The organism is Amycolatopsis sp. NPDC088138, from assembly GCF_044741685.1.
In the GTDB taxonomy this organism is placed as follows: domain Bacteria; phylum Actinomycetota; class Actinomycetes; order Mycobacteriales; family Pseudonocardiaceae; genus Amycolatopsis.
Genome location: NZ_JBIUTB010000002.1, coordinates 280,037 through 305,639 on the forward strand (window position 1 = coordinate 280,037; position 25,603 = coordinate 305,639).

Annotated in this window: 26 protein-coding genes, 1 tRNA gene and 1 riboswitch; of the genes, 15 read left to right on the plus strand and 12 right to left on the minus strand. The window is 70.5% G+C overall.

Annotation, left to right across the window (positions count from 1 at the left end):
• The first annotated feature begins 69 nt into the window (after window positions 1–69).
• The 4 genes from ACIOD2_RS08790 to ACIOD2_RS08805 all read left to right on the plus strand — a co-directional run bounded on the left by ACIOD2_RS08790 (window position 70) and on the right by ACIOD2_RS08805 (window position 4,398).
• Window positions 70–1,500: a transglycosylase family protein gene (locus ACIOD2_RS08790; protein WP_400536042.1), complete on the plus strand. Its 1,431-nt coding sequence runs from the start codon at window positions 70–72 to the stop codon at window positions 1,498–1,500.
• 254 nt (window positions 1,501–1,754) lie between these two features.
• Window positions 1,755–2,102, plus strand: coding sequence for a hypothetical protein (locus tag ACIOD2_RS08795; protein ID WP_400536045.1), 348 nt, complete (start codon window positions 1,755–1,757; stop codon window positions 2,100–2,102).
• Between the two features lie 9 nt (window positions 2,103–2,111).
• On the plus strand, window positions 2,112–2,951 hold the full coding sequence (gene rsmA, locus ACIOD2_RS08800; RefSeq protein WP_400536048.1) for a 16S rRNA (adenine(1518)-N(6)/adenine(1519)-N(6))-dimethyltransferase RsmA: 840 nt from the start codon (window positions 2,112–2,114) through the stop codon (window positions 2,949–2,951).
• A 135-nt stretch (window positions 2,952–3,086) separates the two neighbouring features.
• Window positions 3,087–3,177: riboswitch (SAM riboswitch) on the plus strand.
• A gap of 207 nt (window positions 3,178–3,384) precedes the next feature.
• A complete protein-coding gene (locus ACIOD2_RS08805; RefSeq protein WP_400536051.1) occupies window positions 3,385–4,398 on the plus strand; it encodes a methionine ABC transporter ATP-binding protein in 1,014 nt (337 codons plus the stop codon).
• A 63-nt stretch (window positions 4,399–4,461) separates the two neighbouring features.
• Here ACIOD2_RS08805 and ACIOD2_RS08810 read toward each other — a convergent pair whose 3' ends face one another.
• A complete protein-coding gene (locus ACIOD2_RS08810; RefSeq protein ID WP_400536053.1) occupies window positions 4,462–5,859 on the minus strand; it encodes a DHA2 family efflux MFS transporter permease subunit in 1,398 nt (465 codons plus the stop codon).
• 105 nt (window positions 5,860–5,964) lie between these two features.
• Between ACIOD2_RS08810 and ACIOD2_RS08815 the strand changes: the two genes are divergently transcribed.
• The 5 genes from ACIOD2_RS08815 (at window position 5,965) to ACIOD2_RS08835 (ending at window position 11,621) form a co-directional block, all read left to right on the plus strand.
• Entirely contained in the window at window positions 5,965–6,507 is a 543-nt protein-coding gene (locus ACIOD2_RS08815; RefSeq protein ID WP_400536056.1) for a TetR/AcrR family transcriptional regulator, read from the plus strand.
• 9 nt (window positions 6,508–6,516) lie between these two features.
• Entirely contained in the window at window positions 6,517–7,479 is a 963-nt protein-coding gene (locus ACIOD2_RS08820) for a 4-(cytidine 5'-diphospho)-2-C-methyl-D-erythritol kinase (protein WP_400536059.1), read from the plus strand.
• A complete protein-coding gene (locus tag ACIOD2_RS08825; RefSeq protein ID WP_400536062.1) occupies window positions 7,476–7,883 on the plus strand; it encodes an ASCH domain-containing protein in 408 nt (135 codons plus the stop codon). The genes ACIOD2_RS08820 and ACIOD2_RS08825 overlap by 4 nt, the downstream gene beginning before the upstream one ends.
• 4 nt (window positions 7,884–7,887) lie before the next feature.
• Complete coding sequence (locus ACIOD2_RS08830) at window positions 7,888–9,654, plus strand: ATP-binding cassette domain-containing protein (protein ID WP_400536065.1); 1,767 nt, start codon at window positions 7,888–7,890, stop codon at window positions 9,652–9,654.
• Between the two features lie 278 nt (window positions 9,655–9,932).
• Window positions 9,933–11,621, plus strand: a complete 1,689-nt coding sequence (locus ACIOD2_RS08835; RefSeq protein WP_400536068.1) for a fatty acyl-AMP ligase — start codon at window positions 9,933–9,935, stop codon at window positions 11,619–11,621.
• A gap of 61 nt (window positions 11,622–11,682) precedes the next feature.
• Here the strand turns inward: ACIOD2_RS08835 and ACIOD2_RS08840 are convergent, their stop codons facing one another.
• The 4 genes from ACIOD2_RS08840 to ACIOD2_RS08855 all read right to left on the minus strand — a co-directional run bounded on the left by ACIOD2_RS08840 (window position 11,683) and on the right by ACIOD2_RS08855 (window position 13,772).
• On the minus strand, window positions 11,683–12,039 hold the full coding sequence (locus ACIOD2_RS08840) for a DivIVA domain-containing protein (RefSeq protein ID WP_400536069.1): 357 nt from the start codon (window positions 12,037–12,039) through the stop codon (window positions 11,683–11,685).
• Between the two features lie 179 nt (window positions 12,040–12,218).
• Window positions 12,219–12,539, minus strand: a complete 321-nt coding sequence (locus ACIOD2_RS08845) for a DivIVA domain-containing protein (protein WP_400536072.1) — start codon at window positions 12,537–12,539, stop codon at window positions 12,219–12,221.
• Between the two features lie 21 nt (window positions 12,540–12,560).
• Complete coding sequence (pth, locus tag ACIOD2_RS08850; protein WP_400536074.1) at window positions 12,561–13,154, minus strand: aminoacyl-tRNA hydrolase; 594 nt, start codon at window positions 13,152–13,154, stop codon at window positions 12,561–12,563.
• Between the two features lie 9 nt (window positions 13,155–13,163).
• Window positions 13,164–13,772: a 50S ribosomal protein L25/general stress protein Ctc gene (locus tag ACIOD2_RS08855; RefSeq protein ID WP_400536077.1), complete on the minus strand. Its 609-nt coding sequence runs from the start codon at window positions 13,770–13,772 to the stop codon at window positions 13,164–13,166.
• A 370-nt stretch (window positions 13,773–14,142) separates the two neighbouring features.
• Between ACIOD2_RS08855 and ACIOD2_RS08860 the strand changes: the two genes are divergently transcribed.
• Window positions 14,143–15,237 (plus strand): hypothetical protein, encoded by a 1,095-nt coding sequence (locus ACIOD2_RS08860; RefSeq protein WP_400537959.1) that lies wholly within the window; start codon window positions 14,143–14,145, stop codon window positions 15,235–15,237.
• A gap of 143 nt (window positions 15,238–15,380) precedes the next feature.
• Entirely contained in the window at window positions 15,381–16,022 is a 642-nt protein-coding gene (locus tag ACIOD2_RS08865; protein WP_400536080.1) for an NAD(P)-dependent oxidoreductase, read from the plus strand.
• Here the strand turns inward: ACIOD2_RS08865 and ACIOD2_RS08870 are convergent.
• The 5 genes from ACIOD2_RS08870 to ACIOD2_RS08890 form a co-directional block, all read right to left on the minus strand.
• Window positions 16,016–16,885, minus strand: a complete 870-nt coding sequence (locus ACIOD2_RS08870; RefSeq protein WP_400536083.1) for a TIGR03621 family F420-dependent LLM class oxidoreductase — start codon at window positions 16,883–16,885, stop codon at window positions 16,016–16,018. The genes ACIOD2_RS08865 and ACIOD2_RS08870 overlap by 7 nt on opposite strands.
• A 69-nt stretch (window positions 16,886–16,954) precedes the next feature.
• Entirely contained in the window at window positions 16,955–17,935 is a 981-nt protein-coding gene (locus ACIOD2_RS08875) for a ribose-phosphate diphosphokinase (RefSeq protein ID WP_400536086.1), read from the minus strand.
• On the minus strand, window positions 17,932–19,404 hold the full coding sequence (gene glmU / locus ACIOD2_RS08880) for a bifunctional UDP-N-acetylglucosamine diphosphorylase/glucosamine-1-phosphate N-acetyltransferase GlmU (RefSeq protein WP_400536087.1): 1,473 nt from the start codon (window positions 19,402–19,404) through the stop codon (window positions 17,932–17,934). Before glmU ends, ACIOD2_RS08875 begins: the two co-directional genes overlap by 4 nt.
• Window positions 19,405–19,555: 151 nt before the next feature.
• Entirely contained in the window at window positions 19,556–21,310 is a 1,755-nt protein-coding gene (locus ACIOD2_RS08885; protein ID WP_400536090.1) for a diguanylate cyclase domain-containing protein, read from the minus strand.
• 46 nt (window positions 21,311–21,356) lie between these two features.
• Window positions 21,357–21,428 (minus strand) — tRNA-Gln (locus ACIOD2_RS08890).
• A 202-nt stretch (window positions 21,429–21,630) separates the two neighbouring features.
• On the opposite strand from ACIOD2_RS08890, the gene ACIOD2_RS08895 reads away from it, so the two are divergent.
• The 3 genes from ACIOD2_RS08895 to ACIOD2_RS08905 all read left to right on the plus strand — a co-directional run bounded on the left by ACIOD2_RS08895 (window position 21,631) and on the right by ACIOD2_RS08905 (window position 23,690).
• Window positions 21,631–22,596 (plus strand): acyl-CoA desaturase, encoded by a 966-nt coding sequence (locus ACIOD2_RS08895; RefSeq protein ID WP_400536093.1) that lies wholly within the window; start codon window positions 21,631–21,633, stop codon window positions 22,594–22,596.
• 99 nt (window positions 22,597–22,695) lie between these two features.
• On the plus strand, window positions 22,696–23,289 hold the full coding sequence (locus tag ACIOD2_RS08900) for a TetR family transcriptional regulator (protein ID WP_400536096.1): 594 nt from the start codon (window positions 22,696–22,698) through the stop codon (window positions 23,287–23,289).
• Window positions 23,286–23,690 (plus strand): DUF6228 family protein, encoded by a 405-nt coding sequence (locus ACIOD2_RS08905; protein ID WP_400536099.1) that lies wholly within the window; start codon window positions 23,286–23,288, stop codon window positions 23,688–23,690. The genes ACIOD2_RS08900 and ACIOD2_RS08905 overlap by 4 nt, the downstream gene beginning before the upstream one ends.
• Here ACIOD2_RS08905 and ACIOD2_RS08910 read toward each other — a convergent pair.
• The gene (locus tag ACIOD2_RS08910; RefSeq protein ID WP_400536102.1) at window positions 23,683–24,075 is read right to left on the minus strand and encodes an NUDIX domain-containing protein; all 393 of its coding nucleotides are present in this window, start codon (window positions 24,073–24,075) and stop codon (window positions 23,683–23,685) included. The two genes, ACIOD2_RS08905 and ACIOD2_RS08910, sit on opposite strands and share 8 nt — an antisense overlap.
• Window positions 24,072–24,575 (minus strand): isochorismatase family protein, encoded by a 504-nt coding sequence (locus ACIOD2_RS08915; RefSeq protein ID WP_400536104.1) that lies wholly within the window; start codon window positions 24,573–24,575, stop codon window positions 24,072–24,074. Before ACIOD2_RS08915 ends, ACIOD2_RS08910 begins: the two co-directional genes overlap by 4 nt.
• 31 nt (window positions 24,576–24,606) lie before the next feature.
• On the opposite strand from ACIOD2_RS08915, the gene ACIOD2_RS08920 reads away from it, so the two are divergent.
• Window positions 24,607–25,332 carry an SDR family NAD(P)-dependent oxidoreductase gene (locus tag ACIOD2_RS08920; protein ID WP_400536106.1) on the plus strand — a complete coding sequence of 242 codons (726 nt, stop codon included), beginning with the start codon at window positions 24,607–24,609 and terminating at the stop codon, window positions 25,330–25,332.
• Window positions 25,333–25,603 lie beyond the last annotated feature (271 nt).

Genomic DNA, 25,603 nt, shown 5'->3' on the forward strand with positions numbered 1-25,603 from the left:
TGGCGCCGGCTGCGGGCCCAGACGTAAAGACGCCGCCCCGAACGGTGTCTTGGGAAAGGGAACGACCCGGTGACAGGTAGCAGACAGGCTGGAGCACGCTCCGCCGCCGTCCTCGACCGCAATTACTTCGAGGACACCGCGTACGGCCAGCTCGACTTTTCTGACGACCCGAACATCACGCAGCAGGACATCCTCGCCGCGCTCGGCCCCGACGCCGACGCGATGATGGCGTCGATCGACGTCGACGTCGACGAACTGATCCGCCTCATCAACGCGGAGACCACTTACCTCCCGCCGATCGTCATCCCGGACGAGATCGAGGCGGACCGCACGGCGTCCCCGCAGGCCAAGAAGGCCGCGATGGACGAGAGCATCCGGGCGACCTCCAAGGTCTGGAAGCGCCGCTTCCTCAAGGGCGCCGTCCTCAGCGTCATGATCAGCGTCGCCGGTGGCGGCGCGGCCGCGCTGGCGATGAACAAGAGCGTCACCGTCGACGTCGACGGCCAGCAGACCACCGTGCACTCGTTCGGCGACACCGTCGGCGAAGTGCTGGAGGACGCGGGCCTGTCCGTCGGCGCGCACGACTCGCTCTCCCCGTCCCCGCAGGCCGAGGTCGGCGACGGCGGCGTCATCAAGCTCGAGCGCGGCCGCCAGCTGAAGCTGGTCGTCGACGGCGCGGAGCACACCTCCTGGGTCCGCGCGACCCACCTCGGTGACGCGCTCACCCAGCTCGGCATGAAGCAGGCCGAGCAGGCCGGCACCTGGATGTCGATGCCGAAGGACGGCGAACTGCCGCTCGACGGCGCGACCGTCCAGATCAAGACCCTCAAGCACATCACGCTCTACGACGGCGCGAACCAGCCGAAGCAGGTCACCACGACCGCGGTCACGACGAAGGAGTTCCTGGGCGAGTACAAGCTCACCCTGGGCCCGGAGGACGCGGCCGAAGGCGGCCTGGACGTCAAGCTGACCGACGGCGCCGAGGTTCACATCAGCCGGACCGGCGTCTCGATGGTGAACCAGAAGGAGACCATCGCCCCGCCCGAGCAGAAGGTCGACGACCCGGACCTCGACAAGGGCAAGACCGAGGTCGAGGACCCCGGCGCGCCCGGCGAGAAGATGGTGACCTACAAGGTCACGCAGAAGAACGGCAAAGAGGTCTCGCGCCAGTCGATGTCGGAGCAGGTGATCACTCCGGCCAAGCCGAAGATCACCCACGTCGGCACCAAGAAGGCCGCGACCCCCGACATCGGCGACGGTTCCGCGTGGGACCGCATCGCGCAGTGCGAGTCGGGCGGCAACTGGGCCATCAACACCGGCAACGGCTACTACGGCGGCCTCCAGTTCGACAAGCAGACCTGGAACGCCTATGGCGGCTCCGCGTACGCCGCGCTGCCGAACCAGGCTTCGCGTGAAGAGCAGATCGCGATCGCCGAGAAGGTCAAGGCCGGACGTGGCGGCAGCTACAGCGCCTGGCCGGTCTGCGGCAAGAAGGCCTGATTTTCTATCTTCCCGAAACGGCCCCCGCCTCTCGGCGGGGGCCGTTTCGCGTACCAGGCAAGGCATCACCCGTGTCCGGAGAGACATCACGCGTGTCTGCGGGGGCATCGCGGTGATGCCCGCCCAATCCACGAGTGATGCCCCTCCAATCACGTGAGATGCCCGCCTGATCACGCGAGTCCAGGGTCTGGGCCGAGCCGCTGCGTGCGCGATATTCGGGTGCCTCGCCCTCGGGGCCTGGTCAGACTGGGTCCGTGGAGGGCTACCGGCGGAACCACCTTCGGAACTTCCGCGAGGCGCTCGCCCGGCTGACGTGGCCCGCCGGGCGGCAGCAGGAGTGGCTACGCGAGATCGGCATCCCCGTCTGCGCGGACGAACTCGCCCTGGAGTTCGACGACTTCTACGAGGTCATCGGCGCTTGGGGTGGCCACGGCGAGGCCGCGCCGGCCCTCGCCGAACTCGATCGGCTGCTTGCGCGGATGAGCGGTGAGGTCAACGCACACCTGTGGACGCCCGAAGCCCTCGTGGCCGAACCGGACTGGCAGCGGGTGCGCGAGCTGGCCACCGCCGCCCTCGCGGTGTTGCCGGACCACGCTGGGTAAGCTCACCCGGTGGTTGAACTGCTGGGACCTGCCGAGATCCGCGGGCTGGCGGCCGAGCTCGACGTGCGGCCGACGAAGAAGCTCGGGCAGAACTTCGTGCACGATCCCAACACCGTCCGGCGGATCGTCGAGCTCGCGCACGTCGGGCCGGACGACGTCGTGCTCGAGGTCGGGCCCGGGCTCGGCTCGCTGACTCTCGGGCTGCTCGCCGCCGGCGTGCGGGTCGTGGCCGTCGAGATCGATCCCAAGCTCGCCGAACGCCTTCCGAAGACCGTCGCCGAGCGCGCGCCCGATGCCGCGGGGCGGCTGGACGTCGTCGAGGCCGACGCCATGCGCGTCGCGAAGGGCGACCTGCCCGCCGAGCCCACCTCGCTCGTGGCCAACCTGCCCTACAACGTCGCCGTGCCGGTGGTGCTGCACCTGCTCGCCGAGCTGCCGTCACTCCGGTCCGGCCTCGTGATGGTCCAGACCGAGGTCGCCGACCGGATGGCCGCGGGCCCGGGCAGCCGGATCTACGGCGTCCCGAGCGTCAAGCTCGCCTGGTACGGCCCGGCACGCAAGGTCGCCGCCGTGCCACGCTCGGTGTTCTGGCCGGTGCCGAACGTCGATTCGGCGCTCGTCGCCTTCGAACGCGGTGACGTGCCGGCGTCCGAGGACCGGGATCGGCTGTTCGGCCTGGTGGACGCCGCGTTCTCACAACGCAGGAAAACCCTCCGCGCCGCGCTCGCCGGCTGGGCGGGGTCGGCCGAGCGGGCCGGCGAACTGCTGGTCGCCGCCGGTATCGACCCGAAGACCCGTGGCGAGCAGCTGGACGTGCACGCCTTCGCCCGGCTCGCCGCCGTTCGCTGACGCGTCCACAGAGGTCGCCGTCGCGGCGCGAAAATACGCCCTCCTCGGTGCTGATCCCGCGATTCGGACACCTCCAGTCGTGTGATCTGGCCCAACGGGCTTGCTTTCGCTCCTCGGGATCGGTTTTACTCAATACGTCCATCCCGAGCGACTGAGAGACCTGGCTCGCCGAAGTCGCAGCAACCACCCTCCGCAGGGCAGGTGCTACCGCCAGGACCGATGGAGGCCGTCCCGATGAAGAGGGTTGCTCGCCCGCTGCTGCTGACCAAACGCCGCGTAGTCGACGAGGGTCGCCGCTCCGTGACCGCATGTCGACGCTCCAACTGAGCTTGATCGACCCGTCACACCTCTTCTTCATGCACCGTCCATAGAGGACGGACACTCGCTTGCGGCCGGACGCGTACAGCAACGCGCCCCGTTTTCTGGAGCCTTCGTGATCACCGTCGAAAACCTGTCCAAGTCCTTTGCCCTCAACGGAAATCCGGTCGTCGCGCTGCGCGACGTGAGCGTCGACGTCCAGGCCGGCTCACTGTTCGGCGTGGTCGGCCCGGCCGGGTCCGGCAAGTCCGTCCTCGCCCGGTGCATCGCGCTCCAGGAGCGGCCCGACCGCGGTGTCGTCCGGCTCGACGGCCTCAACACCGGCACTCTCGACGGCCGCCGGCTGCGCGAGATCCGCCGCCAGCTCGGGGTCGTCGGCACCAAGCCGGAGCTGATCGCCGAGCGGACCATCGCCGGCAACATCGCCTCCCCGCTGGAGCAGCTCGGCATCGACGGCCCGCAGCGCCGCAGCAAGGTCGGCTCGCTGCTCGACCTCGTCGGCCTGACCCCGCGTGCCGCGCAGCGTCCGGGCGAGCTGACCGCCGGGCAGCTCCGCCGCGTCGCCGTCGCGAAGGCGCTGGCCGCGGCCCCTGCGGTGCTGCTCGCCGACGACCCGACCGCCGGCATCGACCCGGAGGAGGCCGGTGCCGTGCTGACCGTCCTCGACCGGGCGCGCGCCGAGCTGGGCGTCACCATCGTGGTCACGACGCCGGACGCGAGCGTCGTCCGCCGCGTCTGCGACGACGTCGCGGTGCTCGAAGACGGCACCGTCGTCGAGCGCGGCACCGTCCTCGACCTGGTCTCGGACCCGACGAGCCGCACCGCGCAGGCGCTGCTGCCGGCCATCGAGACGACCCGCTCGCAGGCTTCGCGCTACGACCGCTCGGTCGACGTCGTGCTGGTCGGCTTCGCTTCGGTCGGCGCGCTGCTGCCGGAGGCCGCGGGCCGTTTCGACGTCGAGTTCGCCACCATCGGCGGCGGCCTGACCCGGATCGGCGACACCCCGGTGGGCCGGTTCCGCCTGGGCGTCCGCGGTGAGCGGGCCGACGCGGCGCTGGCGTGGGTCGCCGAGCGCGGCGGCCACGTGACGCACACCGCGCGCGGCCCCCAGGGCGTCGCCGCAGCCTGACCCGAAGGTCCGTGAATGGCCCATTGAGGGACTCTAAGTCCCTCAATGGGCCATTCACGGCTTTCAGCGGGTGCCGCGCGGGAGCAGCAGAAGGGCGGCGAGGGCGGCCGCGCCGACGATGCCCGCCGCCCAGGCCGCGGCCGTCGTGTAGCCGTGGACGATCGCTGTTGACGTCGTGAGCCCGGCCGCCGCCGCGGTGGCGATCGTGTTCAGCGTCGCCGTCCCCAAGGACGCGCCGACCTGCTGCGACGTCGTGACGAACGCCGATGCCGCCCCCGCGTCCCGCGCGCCGACGTCCCGGGTCGCGACGTTCAGCACCACCGGCATGCACAGCCCGGCGCCGAGGCCCAGCAGCAGCTGCATCGGCAGGATCACCGCGGCGTACGAAGCGTCCGGCGTCAGCCGGACGGCCAGCAGCAGCCCGCAGGCGAGCACGAAGAGGCCGCCCGCCAGCAGCGGACGCGGGCCGAACCGCGCCAGGAGCCGTCCGGACAGCTGGGTCGACGCGAAGAGGTTCGCGCCCAGCGTCGGCAGGAACGCCAGCGCCGCGGCGAGCGCGCCGTACCCCATCACCACCTGCAGCTGGTAGGTGAGGAACAGGAACATCCCGAACGCGCCGAACGACGCCGTCCCGACGGTCAGGTACGCGACGGCACGGGCGCGGTCGCGCACCACCGCGAGCGGCAGCAGCGGGTGCGGGTGCCGGGCCTGCCGGACGACGAACGCGCCGAGCAGCGCCACCGCCAGAGCGAGGAAACCCAGTACGGTCACCGAGTTCCAGCCGGACGTGGCCGCTTCGGACAGCGCGTGCACCAGCACGACGACCCCGCCGCAGCTGAGCGCCGCACTGGTCCAGTCCAGTCTCGTCTCGCGGTGCCCGGCCGTGGTCGGCACGGCGAACCAGGCGCCGAGCCCGGCGACCACGGCGAGTGGCACGTTGATGTAGAGCGACCAGCGCCAGTCGAGGAACTCGGTCAGCGCGCCGCCGAGCGTGAGGCCGAGCGCGGAGCCGGACATCATGATCGCGCTGAAGATCCCGTACGCCTTCCCGCGTTCGCGCGGGTCGGTGAAGGTGAGCGACAGCAGCGACATCGTCGACGGCGCGAGCAGTGCGGCGAACACACCCTGGGCGGCGCGCGCGGCGATCAGCCAGCCGGCCGACGGTGCCGCGCCGCCCAGCGCGGAGGCCACGGCGAACCCGGCGACGCCGACGAGCAGCGTCGTGCGGCGGCCGAACCGGTCGGCCATCCGCCCGCCGAGCAGGAGCAGGCCGCCGAACGCCAGCGTGTACGCGGAGATCGTCCACTGGCGGCCGGTGTCGGACATCCCCAGCGCGCGTTGCGCCGAGGGCAGGGCGATGTTCACGACGGTCGTGTCGAGCACGACCATGAGCTGGGCCAGTCCCAGCGCGGCGAGCGCGAGCCAGCGGCTTACGGCGCGTGGTGGCGCGAGTGCGGTCATGGTGGACCCCCGAGGTAGGCTGTGGATGCATTGCTTGACGGCCGACTAGCAATGCCGAAGGTAAGTCATTGCTAGTCGGCCGTCAAGTAAGTTGAGGGGTGGAGCATGGCCGGGCGGCGCACCGACACGCGCGAACGCATCCAGCGCGTCGCGCTCGAACTGTTCGCCGAGCAGGGGTACGAGGGCAGCTCGCTGCGGGAGATCGCCGAGCGGCTGAACGTCACGAAAGCCGCGCTGTACTACCACTTCCGCACGAAGGAGGACATCGTTTCGAGCCTCCTCGAGGACTGGGGAACCGCGCTCGACGACCTCCTCGAGCGCGAGACGCGCCCGGCCGAGCTGCTCACCGCCTACGCCGGTCTGGTGGAGACCCGGTTCGGCCCGGTGATGGGCCTGGTCCAGCGCAACACGTCGGCGCTGAAGGCCATCGCGGCCGGCGCGGGCCTGGCCGATCGGATGCTGCGGCTGCACGAACGGCTCCGCGGCGGTTCGGCCGACCCCGAGTCGGACCTGCGGGCCCGGCTCGCCCTGGTCGCCGTCCAGCTCAACAGCGCCGAGGGTGGTCCGGGCACGCCGCCGGCCGTCGCGCTCGCCGTCGCGCTCGACGTCCTTTCTCCTGACGGGAAGGCGGCCGGTGCGGGCACGTAGGCTGGTCGGGTGCTCGCTGTAGTCCCGCCCCCAGTCACCGTCCGGGTTCCGGCCAAGGTCAACCTGCACCTGGCGGTCGACGACCTGCGTGAGGACGGTTACCACGAACTGGTGACCGTGTTCCAGGCTCTGTCGCTGACCGACGAGGTGACCGTCGCGGTCACCGACGAGCCGGGACTGGAGATCTACGGCGAAGGCGAGGGCTCGGTCCCGGCCGACGCCACGAACCTGGCCTGGCGCGCCGTCGAAGCGCTGGCCGCGCACGTCGGCCGCACCGAGGAGCCGAAGGTGCGCGTGGTGCTGCGCAAGGGCATCCCGGTCGCCGGCGGCATGGCGGGCGGCAGCGCCGACGCGGCGGCGACGCTGGTCGGCCTCGCCTCGCTCTGGAACCTGGAAATCACCCGTGACGAGCTGGCCGGGATCGCCGCCGGCCTGGGCAGTGACGTCCCGTTCGCGCTCTACGGCGGTACGGCGCTGGGTACCGGCCGGGGCGAGCAGCTCGTCCCGGTGCTGTCGCGCCACACGTTCCACTGGGTGCTGGCCTTCGACCAGCGCGGCCTGTCGACGCCGAAGGTGTTCGGCGAGCTGGACCGCCTGCGCGCGGAGGGCAACCCGCCGCGGATCGGCTCGCACACCCCGGTCGTCGAGGCGCTGGCCTCGGGCGACCCGCGTCAGCTGGCGCTCCTGCTGGGCAACGACCTCCAGGCGGCCGCGGTGTCGCTGCGTCCGGGACTGCGCCGCACCCTGCGGGCCGGTGTCAACGCGGGCGCGCTCGCCGGCACGGTCTCCGGTTCCGGCCCGACGTGCGCGTTCCTCTGCGAAGACGCGCAGTCGGCGGTCGAGGTCGCGGCCGAGCTGTCGGGCGCGGGGGTGTGCCGCACGGTCCGCGTGGCCCACGGCCCGGTCCCGGGAGCGCGGGTGGTCGGCGGGGACGACGCACCCAAGCCCGCGCCGCCGCGGGTGCACGCGTGAAGCGCGCCGAGTTCGCTTTCCCGGGGCCGTTGCGGGACAAGCTCGTCGCGGCCATCCTCGACGGCACGAAGACGACGACCTCCGCGCTGGTCGTGGGCTACGAAGCCGACGGCGAGGCGCCGCCCGTGGCCGGCGAACGCGAACTGGTCGTCGACTCCGCCGACCGGGGTGTCGCGATCATCGAGATCCGCGAAGTGCGGGTCATCCCACTGTCCGAAGTGGACCTCGCGCACGCGGTCGGTGAGGGCGAGGGCTTCACGACCGTCGCCGAATGGCGCGCGGACCACACCTCCTTCTGGCACACGGCCGAAGTGCGCGCCGAGCTGGAGGATCCCGAATTCACCGTGGACGACACGACCCCGATCGTGGCGACCCGGTTCACCCTTGTGGAAAGGATCGGCTGAGCGCATGGCCAACCTGGTCAACCTGGAGGCGGTGAGCAAGTCCTACGGGGTGAAGCCGCTGCTGGACGGCGTCTCGCTGGGCGTCGCGGCCGGGCAGCGCATCGGTGTCGTCGGCCTCAACGGCGGCGGCAAGACCACGCTCCTCGAAGTCCTTTCCGGACTCGCCGTGCCGGATTCCGGGCGGGTGAGCCACGTCGGCGGCCTGCGGATGGCCGTGGTCACGCAGCGCACGGAGCTGCCGGACGGCAGCAGCGTCGGTGAGGTCGTGCTCGAACGTTACGGCGCCGAGCACGAATGGGCCGCCGACGCGCGCGTCCGGTCCATTGTGGACGGCCTGGGGATCACGGCGATCGGGCTCGAGACGCCGACCGCCAACCTCTCCGGCGGCGAGCGGCGGCGGGTTTCGCTGGCCGCCGCGCTGACCGGCGAGCTCGACCTCGTCGTGCTCGACGAGCCGACCAACCACCTGGACGTCGAAGGTGTCCAGTGGCTCGCCGACCACCTGCTGACCCGGCGGATCGCGGTTGTGGTCGTCACCCACGACCGGTGGTTCCTCGACACCGTCGCGAGTGTGACCTGGGAGGTCGCCAACGGCCGCGTCGAGAGTTACGAAGGTGGTTACGCCGACTGGATCTTCGCGCGCGCCGAGCGGGCGCGGCTGGCCGCGACGGCCGAGGACAAGCGGCAGAACCTGGCGCGCAAGGAGCTCGCGTGGCTGCGCCGCGGGCCGCAGGCGCGCTCGTCCAAGCCGCGCTACCGCATCGACGCCGCCGAGGCGCTGATCGCCGACGTGCCGCCGCCGCGCGACACCGTCGAGCTGATGGCGTTCGCGAAGCGGCGGCTCGGCAAGACCGTGCTGGAGCTGGAGGACACGACCTACACGGTCGGCGACCGGACGCTGCTCGACCACGTCACCTGGCGGGTCGGCCCCGGCGACCGGATCGGCCTGGTCGGCGTCAACGGCTCGGGCAAGACGTCACTGCTCAAGCTGCTCGGCGGGGACGTCGAAGGCTCGACGGGCCGGCGGATCGAGGGCAAGACCGTCGCGCTCGCGCACCTGCGCCAGGAGCTCGACGACCTGCCCGCGGACCTGCGCGTGCTGCAGGCGATCGAGCAGGTCGCCGGGCGCGTGGTGTTCGGCAAACAGGAGATGACGGCGTCGCAGCTGGGCGAGAAGCTCGGCTTCCCGCAGGCCCGCCAGTGGACGCCGGTCGGCGACCTCTCCGGCGGCGAGCGGCGCCGGCTGCAGCTGTGCCGGCTGCTGATGGCCGAGCCGAACGTCCTGCTCCTCGACGAGCCGACGAACGACCTGGACATCGACACCCTGCAGCAGCTGGAGGACCTCCTCGACGGCTGGCCGGGCACGATGATCGTGGTTTCGCACGACCGGTACCTGGTCGAACGCGTCTGCGACACGATCGTCGCCCTCTTCGGCGACGGCCGGATCACCCACCTGCCGGGCGGCATCGAGGAGTACCTGAGGCGCCGCGCCCTGGCCAAGGAACCGGCGGCCGCGCCGGGCCCGACGGCGGCGAAGACGGAAGCCAAGAAGTCGGCGGCGGACCTGCGCGCGGCCCAGAAGGACCTGGGACGCCTGGAGCGCAAGCTCGACCAGCTGCACTCGAAGGAAGAGAAGCTCCACGCGTCGTTGCTCGAGGCGGCGACGGACCCGGCCAAGCTGATGGAGCTGAACGCGCAGCTGAAGGGCGTCCAGGCCGAGATCCAGGACGTCGAAGCACGCTGGCTGGAGACTTCCGAGCTGCTGGAGTGAGCTGTTCCCGCCGGCCGGCTCGATCCGCCGGGTCGCGGTGGCGGGCCCGGCTGAGTAGCAGGGCGAAGAGAGGTCCGGGAGCGGACGACTGCGCACCTCGACGTGCTGGTGTGGCTCGACCACTCGCGGGCCATGACCATGGCGCGGGTCCCGCAAGGTCGCCATCCCGGGCTCGTCGTCGTCCGGCTGCGTGGGCAGCGGCAGGTGGACGCCTGGCTTCGAGGGCCTGTTTCCGCGTTGGTCGGCGGATGTTGACAGCGAGACAGTAATCTCTGGCCATGAGCAGGTTCGTGGACACGCTCGTCGCCACCGCGGCGGGGCGAGGTCAGCAGCGTGGCATGGTCACCGGGGAGCCCAAGGAGCCGGTGCGCCGGACCTGGGCCGAGGTGCACGAGCAGGCCCGGCGGATCGCCGGTGGCCTGGTCGCCGGCGGGTTCGAGCGGGGCGGGGCGGTCGCGGTGCTGGCCGCGGCGCCGGTGCTGATCGCGCCCACCGTGCAGGCCGTGTGGCTGGCCGGGGGCAGCGTCACCATGCTGCACCAGCCGACCCCGCGGACCGACCTCGCCGAGTGGGCCGAGGACACCGTGCGGGTGCTCGGGATGATCGGGTCGGACCTGGTGCTGCTGGGCGAGCCGTTCGACCAGCTCGCGCCGGTGCTGGCCGAGAAGGGCATCGGCTTCAAGCTGATCAACGAGCTGGCAGGCGCCGAGCCGCTCGCCGACGTCGTCGTCACCGGCGAGGGCGAGACCGCGCTGCTGCAGCTGACCAGCGGGTCGACCGCCGACCCGAAGGCCGTGCGGATCACCTACGGCAACCTGTACTCCAACGTCAAGGCCATGGTCGACCGCGCGGAGTTCGACTTCGACACCGACGTGATGGTCTCGTGGCTGCCGACGTTCCACGACATGGGGATGGTCGGGTTCCTGACCGTGCCGATGACGTTCGGCGTCGAGCTGGTCAAGATCACGCCGGTCGAGTTCCTGACCGGGCCGCTGATCTGGCCCGCGCTGATCACGAAGTACAAGGGCACGACGACGGCCGCGCCGAACTTCGCCTACGCGATCGTCGGCCGCCGGATGGCCCGCGTCGACAACGACGACGAGTACGACCTGTCGACGCTGCGGATCGCCCTCAACGGCGCCGAGCCCGTCGACGAGACCGCCGTCCAGACCTTCGTCGACGCCGGTGCCCGGTTCAAGATGCCCGCCGAGTGCGTGTTCCCGGCCTACGGCATGGCCGAGGCGACGCTCGCGGTGTCGTTCGCGCCGCTGTTCACCGGGCTCACCCTGGACGTCGTCGAGGCCGACGCGCTGGAGGCCGACAACCGCGCGGTCCCGGTCCCCGAGGGTGACGAGCGGCGCGGCACCGACGGCGTCCGGTCGTTCGCGGTGCTCGGCCGTCCGCTGGACGGGCTCGAGGCGGAGATCGTCGACGACAAGGGCGAACGGCTCGGCGAGCGCGAGGTCGGCGAGATCCGGTTGCGCGGCGAGGCCGTCACGCCCGGCTACCTGACCATGGACGGCCCGCTCGACACCCAGGACGCCGACGGCTGGCTCAACACCGGCGACCTCGGTTATCTCATCAACGGCCAGATCGTCATCTGCGGCCGCCGCAAGGACGTCATCATCATGGGCGGCCGGAACCTGTACCCGACGGACATCGAGCGCGCGGCGACGTCGGTCGAGGGGGTGCGCGCGGGCAACGCGGTGGCCGTGCGGCTCGACGCGGGCAGCCGCCGCGAGCGCTTCGCCGTGGTCCTGGAGTCCAAGCTGGCCGGGGACGCCGAGGCCGAGAAGAACCTGGTGAAGCAGGTGTCGGCCCGGGTCCGCGACGCCGTCGACATGCGGCCGTACGCGGTGGTCGTGCTGCCGGCGGGCAGCCTGCCGAAAACGCCGTCCGGCAAGGTCAAGCGCGCGGCGACGGCCACCCAGTTCGCGGACAAGATCAAGAAGAACGCGGACGCCTGAGGCGTCGCTTTCACGTGAAAGTGCCCACCTGGAGGCGGCACTTTCACGTGAAAGTGACGGTCTAGCGCTGCTGGAGGTGGTCCGCCAGCTCGGCCGGCGGGGTAGCGCGTTCCGCCATCGCCTCGTGCTCGGAGCGAGCGCCCGGGAGGTCCGGCGCGCGGCCCGTCCGGGCGGCGAGCTGGTCCTCCACGGAGTCGAGGAACTCGTCGACCTCGCGCTCGTCGTACCCGCGCTTGCCGATCAGGGGCTTCGAGAACATCACGTGGTGCACTTCGGCGGCGGTCAGGTCGTCCTCCTCGGCGAACGTCTTGGCGACGCGCCGGACGAACTCGTCGACCTCGTGCTTGGCGTAGCCACGGCGGCCGATCGGGGCGTTACCGAAAGAGACCTCGGTGAGGTCTTCGGCGGTGAACGACATGGAACTCTCTCCGATTCCGGGGTTGGCGGTGCGAACTCCGTACACCGTCCTAACCCGTGAACAGGCTCCCCGGAAGGGGCAGACCCCAAGCTCACCCCGACGGGCAGCCTCGCGCCCGCCATCGAGTGAGCGGAACTACCGAGCGCCATGTGGCGGGTTTCACACTTCGACCTGGGGGTTCAGCTCCGGCCGAACCACTTCCGGGTGCCCTCGGGACGCCGTTCCTCGACCACCGGCGGCGGTGGCGGGTTCCGCAGCAGGACCAGCGCGGCTTCGGCCTCGTCGAGGAAGAGGTCGACCTGGGCCTGGTCGTAGCTGCGCGCGCCGAGCGGCATGATCGTGAACTCGACGTAGTGGATGTCGTCGGGCGTCAGGATGTTCCGCCCGGCCAGCGCTTCGGCGATGAGGTCGAGGAAGGCGTCGACCTGGTCCTCGTCATAGCCGCGACGGGCGAACCGGGGTTTGCCGAACGCGATCGCCCGGACTTCGTCAGGGGTCATGGCTTCACCTTGCCACCCGTGTCAGCCTGCGTGAAAGGTGTTCTGCGCGGCCGCGAGGCCGGTCTCGACCAGCGCCTCGGTCGCGTCCGCGCACCGGTCGACCTCGAACGGGAGCTCCTTGCGCTCGACCGTCGAAAAGTCCTTCAGCACGAAGTCCGCCGGGTCCTGACGGCCCGGCGGGCGGCCGATCCCGAACCGCACCCGGTAGTACTCGCGGGTGCCGAGCGACTTCGTGATCGAGCGGAGCCCGTTGTGGCCGTTGTCGCCGCCGCCGAACTTGAGCTTCAGCGCGCCGAAGTCGACGTCCAGCTCGTCGTGCACCACGACAACCCCGGTCGGCGGGATCTTGAAGAACTTCGCGGCGCCGACCACCGGCCCGCCCGAGAGGTTCATGAACGTGCGCGGCTTCACCAGCACGACCCGGCGACCGCCGAGACGGCCTTCGAGCACTTCCGCGCCGCTCTTGTGCGCCTTGAACTTGCCGCCGACCCGGCCGGCCAGCTCGTCCAGCACCATGAACCCGACATTGTGCCGGTTTCCGGCGTACTGGGGTCCGGGATTGCCGAGGCCGGCGAGCAGGATCAGCTCGCCGGCCCCGGGCAGGTCTTCGGTCATGCGGAAATGCTATTCGGCGGCTTCGGCCGACTCGCCGCCCACCTCGGTGGCGGCGTCCTCGTCCTCGGCCTCTTCACGCTGCGGCTCGTTGACGGCCACGACGAGGGAGTCCGGGTCGGTGATCAGGACGGCGCCCTGGGGCAGCTCGACCTGGGACGCGGTGATCTGGGTGCCGATCTCGGCGCCCTCGATCGAGACCTCGAACTGGTCCGGGATGTGCAGCGCCTCGACCTCGACCTGCAGGGTGTCGACGTCCTGGTTGACCAGGCCGCCGGGGCCGGGGTTGCCGGTGACGACGACGGGGACGTCGACGACGATCTTCTCGCCGCGCTTCACGACCAGCAGGTCGACGTGCTCGATGTAGTTCTTGAGCGGGTGCACGACGATGGTCTTCGTCAGCGCGAGCTCGTCGGAGCCCTCGATGGCCAGGGTGATGACGGCGTTGGAGCCGTTCTCACGCACGACGCGGGCGAACTCGATGGCCGGCAGCGCGAAGTGCCGGGGGTCCGAGCCGTGGCCGTACAGGACGGCGGGGATCTTGCCGGCGCGACGCGTGCGACGCGCGGCGCCCTTGCCGAACTCGGTGCGCGGCTCGACGGACAGACGTACCTCGGACACGGTGTGGCACTCCTTCAAATCACGAACATGGTGCGGTGAACAGCATGCTGCGGCGGGGATGCGGTGGTCTTGTCGTTCAGGTGGTTGTGTTCGGCGGCGAGATTTCCGGGCGTGCACGACAGCCGGGAGGGCTACTCGAGCCGCCGCGTCGATCACGCCGGGCACCCTGGAAGGGCCCCGCCTCGCCGAGACAACCTCAAGAGTGTAAACCAACCTCATCACGGTGGGTTGCGGCGGGTGCCCGGACCAGGCTAGAACCCTCCTAGAGCCCAGGATGTGACGACACAAATCCGGTGGCGGGACTTCGCCTGCCGAGGTGTGCTCGGCGGAGCGGAAGAGCAGGGGGCGGAAGATGCGGGCTCGAGGCACGGTGGCGGCCGTGTTGGTGCTGAGCGGGCTGCTGGCCGGTTGTCAGGTGGCGGTCCCGGGCACGCCCGGTGTCTCCGCGGCCGACCAGGAGAAGGCGGACCGGCGCGCCGAGCAGCGCACGGCGGTCGACGCCGCACTGGCGGCGCTGGAGCAAGCGCCGGCGCTCGCGTTGAAGTCGACGCTCAAGGGCGCCGAACAGCAGTTCCGGATCACCCGGGGCGGCAGCGCGGTCGGCGCGCTGCCGCTCGAGGGCCGCGCCGTCCAGGTGACGGTCGCTGCCGGCCAGTTCTACCTGCAGGCCGACGCCGACTACTGGAAGGCGCACGCGATCGACGAGGGCACCCAGTTCGGCACGAGCTGGGTGCGCTCGCTCGGCTCCGAGCTGCCGATGGACCCCGCGGCCAAACTCGCTCCCGCCGCCCTCGCCGGCGCGCTGCGCAAGGCGATCGCCGGGATGGACCAGACGCGCGAGCCGGTCAAGGCCAAGCTCCCGGACGGCACCGAGGTGTTCCAGCTCGGGGCCGCGCCCAGCGTCGTGCGCGTCTCGACCGCCAAGCCGAACCGCGTCGTCAGCTTCGCGCCGGCGCTGCTCGACCCGCAGGCCGGGCCGAAGTTCGGCGCCGAGTTCCAGGTCGCCCCGCTCACCGGGGACGCGATCAAGAAGTTCCACACCGACCTCGACAACACCGTCGGCGGCCTCGGGCAGCCGTTCGAAGGGCTGGTGCAGGCGAGCGCCGTCGTCACGAACGACAACCTCGACTGCAAGGACTTCGTCGGCTCGTGCACGACGACGGTGGACGTCTCCAACAGCGTCGTCGGCACGCCGGCGTCGGGTGAGAAGAGCACCGTGCACCTCAACCTCTCGGTCGAGGTGAGCGCCGACTCGCTCGGCTCGCAGATGTGCACGGCGGCGGCCGACGCCGAGCCGTACGCGACGGTCAAGATGTCCTGCACGGTCACCTTCCGGCTGCCGAACCGCACGGCCAGCTACCAGGTGCTGTCCAAGCCGAGCGCGACGGCGGAGGTCCGCGCGGCGCTCGACGTCAACGCGGTGAAGCAGAAGCTGGCCACGGAGTTCGCCGCGCTGGGCGGCTGACCTGGACACCTACCCGGCGGTGCGTTGCTTCCGTTGAAGTAGGTGATCTTCCGTTCCTAGCATCGGCTGTGCTTTATGGGGGCGCGGCCCCCAAACCCCGCTCAAGAGGTGCGGGACAGCCGACTTCGAACGGAGAAAAAGTCATGGCCAAGCTGGTGGTTTTCGGGGGGACCGGGTACGCCGGGGGCAGGATCGGCACCGAGGCGGTGCGCCGCGGGCACGAGGTGGTCGGCGTCGCGCGCAACCCCGGCTCGGTGCCCGAGGGCGTCGAAGCGGTGCAGGGTTCGCTGCACGACGAGGAGTTCGTGGCGCGGGTGGCCAAGGACGCGGACGTCTTCGTGGTCGCCACCCCGGCCCGCGCGATCGACGGCGAGAAGCTGATCGACGCGGTGCCCGGACTGGTCCGGATCGCGCGTGAGAACGGCGTCCGCCTGTCGTTCGTGGGCGGCGCGTCGAGCCTGCTCGTCGCCGAGGGCGGCCCGCGGCTGTTCGACACCCCGGAGTTCCCGGACGAGTACAAGGAAGAGGCCGGCAACCACGCCGAGGTCCTCTACCTGCTGCGCGAGCAGCCCGAGGACCTCGACTGGTTCTACGTCAGCCCCGCCGCCGAGTTCGGCGCCTGGATCCCCGGCGAGCGCCGGGGCGGGTTCCGGGTCGGCGGCGACATCCTGCTGACCGACGAGGACGGCAAGTCGCACATCGGCGGCGACGACTACGCGACCGCGTACGTCGACGAGATCGAGCAGCCGAAGCACCGAGGGAAGCGTTTTACCGTCGCCTACTGAAGCTCTTTCAGCACCGGCGCGAACGTCTCGAGCATCGGCTCGAAGACCGTGATGTACGTGAAGCCGTAACGCTTTCGCCGTTCCTCCAGCTGTCCGGCGATCTCCTCGACCGTGCCCAGCAACAGCTGGGGCGCGTCGAGGAGTTCGCGGGCATCGGCGACGGCGCTGCGCTCGGTCTTCTCGTGCCACCCCTCGGCTGCTTTCTCCCGGTCGCCGGTGACTTCCACGTGCTGGACCAGCATGTTGTACTCGACGTCGCGCGCACCCGCGCGAGCCCGGAAGTACGCGACGCGCTCGTCCATCGCCTCGGCGTTGTCGAGTTTGAAGGTGCCGGGAGGCTTGCCAGGCTGCTGCCGGAGCCCGGCGAACCCGACGACGTCCGCGTGCTCGGCGGCCAGGCCGAGCACGCCATCGCTGTTGCCCGCGATGAGCAGCCGCGGCTGGTCGACACCCTCGTCTTCGCAGTGTTTGCGCAGGTGGCCGAGGCTTTCTTCGAGGTAGCCGATGCGGCCCGCGGCGTTCTGCCACGGCAGCCCGGCGGCGTCGAACTCGCGTTTCATGTGCCCGGAGCCGAGTCCCAGATCCAGGCGTCCGTCGAGCAGCCTGGCCGTCGAGGACACTTCCCGGGCGAAGAGCGAAAGGTTGTAGAAGGGCACGTTGGACACCAGCGTGCCGAGCCGCGGCCGTTCGGTGACGGCGGCGGCCATGGCCAGCGCCGGGAACGGCGCCGGCGACCCGGTACCCAGGTGGTCCGGGATGGTGATGACGTCGTAGCCGAGTTCCTCGGCCCGCCGGCACTTCGCGATCCACGCGTCCCGGCTGTCGATGCGGCGGAGGCTGACACCGAACTTGAAATTCCCCATGCCGGCGACGCTAGCGCCGGGAACCCCCGCCGGGCGCGGGATTTCGCGCCCGGCGGAAGGGTTGGCAGGTCAGGCGTTGCCGTCGAAGAGCGACGTGACCGAGCCGTCCTCGAAGACCTGCTGGATGGCTTCCGCCAGCATCGGGGCGATCGACAGCACGGTCAGGCCGTCGAACCGCTTCTCCTCGGGGATCGGCAGCGAGTTCGTGACGATGACCTCGCGCGCCTTGCACTGCGAGAGGCGCTCGGTCGCCGGGTCCGACAGGATGCCGTGGGTCGTCGCGATGACGACGTCCGCCGCGCCCTCGTCGATCAGCGCTTCGGTGGCCTTGACGATCGTGCCGCCGGTGTCGATCATGTCGTCGATCAGCACGCAGAGCTTGCCCTCGACCTTGCCGACCACGCGGTTCGCGACGGCCTGGTTCGGCTTGTCCGGGTCGCGGGTCTTGTGGATGAAGGCGATCGGGCGGTCACCCAGCTGCTGCGCCCACTTCTCGGCCAGCCGCACGCGGCCAGAGTCCGGCGAGACGACGGTGATGTCGGCGTCGCCGTAGGTCTTCTTGATGTGGTCGGCCAGCACGCTCTGGGCCATCAGGTGGTCGACCGGGCCGTCGAAGAAGCCCTGGATCTGCGCGGTGTGCAGGTCGACCGTCATGATCCGGTCGGCGCCAGCGGTCTTGAACAGGTCCGCGATCAGCCGGGCCGAGATCGGCTCGCGGCCCTTGTGCTTCTTGTCCTGGCGCGCGTACGGGTAGAACGGCATCACGACGGTGATCCGCTTCGCGCTCGCCCGCTTGAGCGCGTCCACCATGATCAGCTGCTCCATCACGTACTCGTTGATGGGCGTGGTGTGCGCCTGGATGACAAAGGCGTCGGTCCCGCGGACGGACTCCTCGAAGCGGACGAACAGCTCGCCGTTGGCGAACGTGTGAGCCGTCTGCGGGGTGATCGTCACGTTGAGGTGCTCGGCGACCTCTTCGGCGAGCTCCCGGTGCGCCCGTCCGGAGAAGAGCATCAAGTTCTTCTTCGGCGTACCTGACTTCGGACTCATGCTGGCGACTCCCCGTCGGTTCCTGCTGCTGAATCGGCGTCGAGGGCGGCCTGGGCCGCCTCCGCCGCGGGTGTACCCGGCCGGCGCCGGATCGCCCAGCCTTCGATGTTGCGCTGCGGCGGCGCCGACACCGCGAGTGTGCCCGGCGGGACGTCCTCGCGGATCACGGCACCCGCACCACTGTAAGCGCCGTCACCGATCCGCACCGGGGCGACGAAGGTGTTGTCGGCGCCCAACCGGACATGCGACCCGATAACGGTCTTGTGCTTGTTCACCCCGTCGTAGTTCACGAACACGCTGGAGCAGCCGATGTTGCTGTTCTCGCCGATCGTGGCGTCGCCGACGTAGGTCAGGTGCGGCACCTTCGTGCCGGCGCCGATGTCGGCGGCCTTCGTCTCGACGAACGCACCGAGCTTGGCCTTGACCCCCAGCTTGGTGCCCGGACGCAGGTAGGTGAACGGTCCGACGTTCACGCGGTCGCCCAGCTCGGAGTCGGAGCCGTGCACCCGCACGACGGAGGCACCGGCCCCGATCGTGACGTTGGTCAGCGTGCTGTCCGGGCCGACCGTGCTGCCTTCGCCGACCGAGGTCGTGCCCTTGAGCTGCACACCCGGCTCGATCACGACGTCACGCGAGAGGGTGACGCCGGCGTCGATCCAGGTCGAGGCCGGGTCCACGACGGTGACGCCTTCGCGCTGCCAGCGGCGGACGATCCGGCGGTTCAGCTCGGCGCCGAGCACCGACAGCTGGACGCGGTCGTTGACGCCCTCGGTCAGCCACGGGTCGTCGACGACCAGCGCGCCGACGTTGAGTCCGTCACCGTTCGCGATGCCCAGGACGTCGGTGAGGTAGAGCTCGCCCTGCGCGTTGTCGGTCGACAGGCGCGAAAGGCCGTCGCGCAGCACCGCGGCGTCGAAGGCGTAGACGCCCGAGTTGATCTCGGTGATCTCCGCTTGCGCCGGGGTGGCGTCCTTCTGCTCGACGATCCCGGTGACGTGGCCGGCGTCGTCGCGCGTGATGCGGCCGTAGCCGCTCGGGTCGCCGACCACGGCGGTGAGCACGGTGACGGCGTTCTTCGCCTCGGTGTGCTCGGCCAGCAGGGCCGAGAGCGTCTCGGTGTCCAGGAGCGGGACGTCGCCGTAGCTGACGATCACCGTGCCGGTGAGGTCGGCGGGCAGGGTCGCGAGGGCGCAGCCCACGGCGTGGCCGGTGCCCTTCTGCTCGGCCTGCACCGCGGTGCCGACCGCGCGGCCGAGGTGCTCCGCGACGGCGGCCAGGTGCTCGCCGACGGCCTCGCGGCCGTGGCCGACGACCACGACGAGGTGCTCGGGCTCCAGGCCGGCGGCGGCCCGGACGGCGTGCTCGACGAGGGGCCGCCCGGCGATCGGGTGCAGCACCTTCGGCGTCGAGGAACGCATGCGGGTGCCTTCACCCGCGGCCAGGATCAACGTGCTCAGCGGGCCGGTCAACGACGCTCCCAACGGTTACCAATGAATGGCTTCTGTCGGGCACCGATCCTACTGTGCCGATTGTTAGCAATCCGACCGGCAGCCACGGCGGAACAGGTGCCGGTGAGCGGGTTCGCTCGCCGAACGTATCCGCCTACTTTCGGCCGGATTGCTAACTGTGCTCTTCAGGGTCCCACGCCGGGTCGGTCGGTAGACCTTCGCTCGTCCACGCCGCAGCGGGGTCCGCGGCCATCGAGTTGGCCGACGCCACCTGGTTGCCGCCGCCGCGTTTGGCCTGGTACATGGCCGCGTCCGCGCGGGCGAGGACCTGTTCGCCCCGCTCCTGCGGGCGCAGGGAGACGAGCCCGATCGACAGCGTGACGCCGTGCGAGAGGTGGTGCGGCAGGCCGGCGACGGACTTCACCGCGCGGCCGAGCGCCATCTTCGCCGCGGACGCCGGGGTGCCCGGCAGCAGCACGATGAACTCGTCACCGCCGTAGCGCGCCACCAGGTCGTCACCGCGCAGGGCGTCACGCAGTGTGCTCGCGACGACACGCAGCACGTTGTCGCCTTCGGCGTGGGACTGCTTGTCGTTGACCCCCTTGAAACCGTCGAGGTCGACGAGCGCGACGGCGAGGGGCTGCGCGTCGGCCGAGGACGCGAGCTGCCGCAGCTTCTCGTCCAGCGCGCGGCGGTTGGGCAGGCCGGTGAGCGGGTCCTGCAGGGCCTGCTGGGTGATCGCGCCGTGCTCGGCCGAGAGCCGTTCGTGCTCGCGGCGGGCGTTCAGCGTGGCGATCTGCGACTCGCGCAGGCTCCACATCTCCGACTCCAGCCGGGTCGCGTAGTCGATCAGCGACTGGCTGGCGCCGGACGCGTAGTCCGGGCTGGTGTCGAGGCGGGCGAGCTCGCGGGCGATGTTCAGCCGCATCGACGGCTGGGAGCCGTCCTCGCCCAGCGACTCGCGGGCCGAGCGGAGCACGTCCAGCGCGTCTTCACGCCGGCCGGCCTTGTCGAAGCAGCGGGCCAAGGCGATCGTGACGATCTCGCGTTCGCCCGGGTAGCCGATGCCCTCGTGGAGCCCGCGGAGCCGGTCGATCTGGTCCTCGCTGGGCCGGTGCAGCGCGAGCGCGGCGGCGAGCACGCCGACCTGCTCGACGGCTTCGACGCCGGCCCGGCGCGGGAACAGCGACTCGCTGTAGGGCCCCTCGATGGCCATCGCCATCGACGCGGCGGTGCGGAACTTGTCGGCGCTCTCGTCGTACTCTTCGATCCGCTCCAGCCGCAGACCCCAGCCGAGCAGCATCTTCACCCGGTTCAGCAGCTGCAGGGTGATCTCGTGCGGGGTCGCGCTCTCGCGGATCGCGGACGCGGCGCGGCTGCTGACCTCTTCGGCCGCTTCGTAGACGCCGAGCTGGTTGAGCACGATCCAGCAGTCGTTCAGCGTCGACCACAGCATCCGGTTCCAGGTGCGGATGCCGACCTGGCGGTCCGGGATCGCGGAGTCGTCGAGGATGGCCAGCGCGCGGGCGATCTCGGTGAGCGCGGCGTCCTCCTGCGCGGCGAGCACGAGGCGGCGCCCGCGCAGGGCGTGCGCGTCGGCCCGCAGCAGCGCCAGGCCGTGACGCCGGGTGTGCGCGAGCATCTCGTCGAGCCGCGGCTCCGCTTCGGCGGCGAGGCCCTTGGTGATCAGCCGGGCGGTGGCGGAGGAGCGCAGCAGCTGCGCGACCAGCAACGGCTCGCCGCGGCGCTGGGTCTCGTCGAGCAGCTCGTCCATCTGCGCGACGATCTCGAGCTGGTGGGGGTAGTCCGAACGCTGGACCGCGGCGGTCAGCTCACGCGCGCGTCCGACGAGCCAGGCGTCGGACATCTCGATCAGCGTGGGCCGCCTGGCCGCTACCGGGTCGGTCGCCTCTTCGGTCAGCGCCAACCTCCCGGTGTCGTGGTTCGGGGTCCTCAGCTTGGTGTTTTCGCTGCTCCGCCGCCAGGATTCGAACCTGAACTGTCAGAACCAAAATCTGAAGTGCTGCCGATTACACTACGGCGGATTGCTCCTGGTCAGGATAGCGACGATCGGGTGTCGTCCGCGCGGGGGATGCGTTACCGGCCAGTCCGCGGGGTACTCCGGTCCGAAGTACCGGTGAGAGGTTCAGCCACTCCCCAGCCGGCGGAACCTCCTGTACCGTAACTTACGGCATCGTAGGTTAGGTAACCCTTTGTAGGGGCACCACGCAGGAAGAAGTGAAGCGTATGACGGCCACGCTCGACCGTTCGCAGCCCGCCGGGGAGCCTTCCGCTCCCAAGGGGCCCAAACCTGTCACCGAAGGCACCCGCGGAATCGGCGTGCAGCTTTCGGTCTACTTCGGCGTGATCGCGCCGTTGGTGGCACTGCTCGTCGCGGTGCCGTTCGCCTGGGGCTGGGGACTGAGCTGGGTCGACGTCGGCATCTTCGTGGTGTTCTACGCGATCAGCGGGCTCGGCATCACGGTGTCGTACCACCGCTACTTCACGCACGGCTCGTTCAAGGCCAAGCAGTGGCTGCGCGTGGTCATGGCCATCGCCGGCAGCATCGCGCTGCAGGGCCCGGTCATCACCTGGGTCGCCGACCACCGTCGCCACCACGCGTTCTCCGACCGCGACGGCGACCCGCACTCCCCGTGGGCGTTCGGCACCTCGCCGTGGGCCATCGCCAAGGGTTTCTGGCACGCGCACATGGGCTGGCTGTTCGAGCGCGACCAGACGAACGCCGAGCGCTTCGCGCCGGACCTGGTGAAGGACCCGGCGATCAAGAAGGTCGACGACCTGTTCTGGCTGTGGGCGCTGGTCAGCCTGGCGCTGCCGGCGCTGGCGGGCGGGCTGATCTCGTGGTCGTTGTGGGGCGCCGTGACGGCGTTCTTCTGGGCCGGGCTGGTGCGCATCTGCGTGCTGCACCACGTGACCTGGTCGGTCAACTCGATCTGCCACATGATCGGCGAGCGCCCGTTCACCGCGCGCGACAAGTCGGCGAACTTCTGGCCGCTGGCGATCTTCTCCTTCGGCGAGTCCTGGCACAACCTGCACCACGCCGACCCGACGTCCGCGCGCCACGGCGTGAAGCGCGGCCAGATCGACATCTCGGCGCGGCTGATCTGGATCTTCGAGAAGTTCGGCTGGGTGCACGACGTGCGCTGGCCGACCCCGCAGCGGTTGGCCCGAATCGCCACGGAGAAGAGCTAGCCTCACTGTAGGGTTCGGCAAGTGGCGGGGAGACGACGTTCAAAGCGTGAGCAGCAGGTCACCGGGGCAAGACCGGCCGCCCCGGTGACCCGCGTCCGGATGACCGGCAGCGAACGGCGTCAGCAGCTGCTGAACGTCGCGCGGGCGTTGTTCGCCGAAAAGGGTTTCGACGGCACGTCGATCGAGGAGATCGCGCACCGCGCCAACGTGTCGAAACCCGTGGTGTACGAGCACTTCGGCGGCAAAGAGGGCATCTACGCGGTGGTCGTCGACCGCGAAACGCAGCTCCTGCTGGAACGCATGGTCTCGACCCTCCACGGCGGTCACCCGAGAGTGATGCTGGAACAGGCGGCGATCGCGCTGCTGTCGTACGTGGAGGATTCCCACGACGGCTTCCGCATCCTGGTCCGCGACTCCCCGGTGGCGAGCTCCACGGGCACGTTTTCCACGGTGCTCAACGACATCGCGAGCCAGGTCGAGCACATCCTGGCCCAGCAGTTCGCGGCCCGTGGGTACGACGAAAAGCTGGCGGCGCTGTACGCCCAGGCGTTGGTGGGCATGGTGGCGTTGACCGGGCAGTGGTGGCTCGACGCCCGGAAGCCGAAGCGCGACGAGGTCGCGGCGCATCTCGTGAACCTGGCTTGGAACGGGCTGTCCCACCTCGAGGACAAGCCCAAGCTCCGGCTGAGATGACGGTCTCCGTCGAGGGTCCGGGCGTGACGGTCACCCTTTCGGACCTCGACCGCTCGGAAGGCGACCTAGTGGTCTTCTCGGTTCGCGCCGAAGGCGCCGGACTGACGGCTTCGGCGCGGGTCGAGACCCTGCACGGCGACGATTTCGGTCTCTTCGTGACCGGTCTCGAACGCGACTTTCGCGGCTGGCCGGGCGAGCGGGTCTGGATATCCTTCCGCGGCGACCTCGAACTACGCGCGGCACACACCGGCGGAGTCGTCGAGCTGGCGTGGACGCTCCGCGGACCCGAGTCGGTGGCGGATCGGGCGCGCGATTGGGAGTGCGTGGCACGCACGTTCCTGACGCCGGGCGAGGAACTGCGCCGCTTCAGCGCCGACGTGACCGAGTTCCTGGCTACTTGAGCAAACCGGACTCGTGCAGGTGGTCGAAGATGAGCTTGTCCACCGCCGACACCCGGTCGCGGTCCGCGTAGCCGAGCCAGGCGATCTCTTCGATCTCGCTGCTCGCCGCCAACGTGCCCGTGTACTCCGCCGTGAAGCACGTCATCCGGACCACCACGCCCGATGCCTTGCCGTCCGCCTGGGCTTCGAAAACTCCGGCCGGCCGGATCGTCGGCTCGTCGATCGCGACGGTGACCTCTTCGCGGATCTCGCGCACCAGGGTCTGCTCGTCCGTCTCGCCCGGCTCGCGCTTGCCGCCGGGCAGGTAGTAGGCCTGCTTGCCGCGGGAGCGCGTGCTCAGGATGCGGCCGTCCACCAGGTGCAGCCAGGCGATCTTGTCGATCACGCCAGCCCCGCCAGCGCCTCGTCGGTGGTCACGACCGTGCCCAGGCGCGGGAAGATCTTCGTGATCGCGTTCTCGTGCGAGATGTCCGACAGGGCGGTCATCGCGTCCGAGACGGCCACCGTGTCGTAACCGTGGTCCGAGGCCGCGCGCAGGGTCGACTCGACGCCGAACTCCGTCGCGATGCCGCCGAACACCACCGTGCGGACGCCCTTGCCACGCAGGTATTCGTCCAGGTCGGTGCCGGCGAAGCCGCCGATCGTGAACTTGGTGACGACCTTGTCGTCCTGCGGGTCGAACACCAGCTCGTTGCCCGGCGGGTTGTCCGGCCGCGACACCTTCACGACCACGACCGGCGCGCCCGCCGCGCGGAACGCCTCCCGCAGCCGCAGCGAGTTCGCCAGGACCGTTTCGCCGGTGTGCGGCGTGGTCGGCAGCACCACGATCCGCTCCTGCAGGTCGACAAGCACCAGGGCGGACGTGGCCGGATCGATCTTCGTCATGCCCCGATCCTAGGCAGTAGGCTCTCCGGACATGGGGAACAGCAGGGAAATTGTGGTGACGGGCGGCGGCACGGGCATCGGGTACGCCGTCGCGGCGGCCTTTGCGCAGGCAGGCGACCGGGTCACGATCACCGGACGCCGGGAGAAGGTCCTCACCGAGGCGGCGACGCTGCTGAGCGCGCGGCCGGTCGTGTTCGACGCGGCCGATCCGGCGGCCGTCGAGACCGCACTGGGCGAGTTGCCGGACCGGGTCGACGTGCTCGTCAACAACGCCGGCGGCAACACGGACTTCGCCGGCGAGGAAAGCGAAGGCCTCGCCGGGTTCGCGGCCGCGTTCGAGCGGAACCTCCGGTCCAATGTGGTCAGTGCGGCGCTGGTGACGCACGCGCTGCGCGACCGCCTCGCCGACGGCGCGCGGATCGTGACGATCGGCTCGATCGCCGCCCACACCGGCGCCGGTTCGTACGGCGCCGCGAAGGCCGCGGTCGAGGCGTGGAACGTCAGTGTGGCGCAGGAGTTCGGCCCGCGCGGGATCACCGCGAACGTCGTCGCGCCGGGACTGATCGGCGAAACCGAGTTCTTCCACGGCAAGCTCAGCGACGGCCGCCGCGAGCGGCTCGTCGGCAACACGATGAACAAGCGTCCCGGCACGCCGGAGGACGTCACCGCTGTGGTGACGTTCCTGGCGAGCCCCGCCGCCGGGCACGTCACCGGACAGGTGGTGCACGTCAACGGCGGGGCTCACCTGGGCGGCTGAGCGTCGCCGATCGGTTCGGGCGCAGCGGCCGTGCGCACGTGACCGTTCGCGTCACCGCTGTGGTGACGTTTCTGGCGAGCTCCGCCGCCGGGCACGTCACCGGGCAGGTGGTGCACGTCAACGGGGGCGCCTACCTGGGCGGCTGAGCGTCGCCGATCGGTTCGGGCGCAGCGGTCGTGCGCACGTGACCGTTCGCGTCACCGCTGTGGTGACGTTTCTGGCGAGCTCCGCCGCCGGGCACGTCACCGGGCAGGTGGTGCACGTCAACGGC

Coding starts and splice junctions, on each gene's coding strand:
- ACIOD2_RS08810 (WP_400536053.1), bottom strand. CDS start 5,859: ATGACCGCACTCGCGCCACCACGCGCCGTAAGCCGCTGGCTCGCGCTC.
- ACIOD2_RS08815 (WP_400536056.1), top strand. CDS start 5,965: ATGGCCGGGCGGCGCACCGACACGCGCGAACGCATCCAGCGCGTCGCG.
- ACIOD2_RS08830 (WP_400536065.1), top strand. CDS start 7,888: ATGGCCAACCTGGTCAACCTGGAGGCGGTGAGCAAGTCCTACGGGGTG.
- ACIOD2_RS08835 (WP_400536068.1), top strand. CDS start 9,933: ATGAGCAGGTTCGTGGACACGCTCGTCGCCACCGCGGCGGGGCGAGGT.
- ACIOD2_RS08840 (WP_400536069.1), bottom strand. CDS start 12,039: ATGTCGTTCACCGCCGAAGACCTCACCGAGGTCTCTTTCGGTAACGCC.
- ACIOD2_RS08845 (WP_400536072.1), bottom strand. CDS start 12,539: ATGACCCCTGACGAAGTCCGGGCGATCGCGTTCGGCAAACCCCGGTTC.
- pth (WP_400536074.1), bottom strand. CDS start 13,154: ATGACCGAAGACCTGCCCGGGGCCGGCGAGCTGATCCTGCTCGCCGGC.
- ACIOD2_RS08865 (WP_400536080.1), top strand. CDS start 15,381: ATGGCCAAGCTGGTGGTTTTCGGGGGGACCGGGTACGCCGGGGGCAGG.
- ACIOD2_RS08870 (WP_400536083.1), bottom strand. CDS start 16,885: ATGGGGAATTTCAAGTTCGGTGTCAGCCTCCGCCGCATCGACAGCCGG.
- ACIOD2_RS08875 (WP_400536086.1), bottom strand. CDS start 17,935: ATGAGTCCGAAGTCAGGTACGCCGAAGAAGAACTTGATGCTCTTCTCC.
- ACIOD2_RS08895 (WP_400536093.1), top strand. CDS start 21,631: ATGACGGCCACGCTCGACCGTTCGCAGCCCGCCGGGGAGCCTTCCGCT.
- ACIOD2_RS08900 (WP_400536096.1), top strand. CDS start 22,696: ATGACCGGCAGCGAACGGCGTCAGCAGCTGCTGAACGTCGCGCGGGCG.
- ACIOD2_RS08905 (WP_400536099.1), top strand. CDS start 23,286: ATGACGGTCTCCGTCGAGGGTCCGGGCGTGACGGTCACCCTTTCGGAC.
- ACIOD2_RS08915 (WP_400536104.1), bottom strand. CDS start 24,575: ATGACGAAGATCGATCCGGCCACGTCCGCCCTGGTGCTTGTCGACCTG.
- ACIOD2_RS08920 (WP_400536106.1), top strand. CDS start 24,607: ATGGGGAACAGCAGGGAAATTGTGGTGACGGGCGGCGGCACGGGCATC.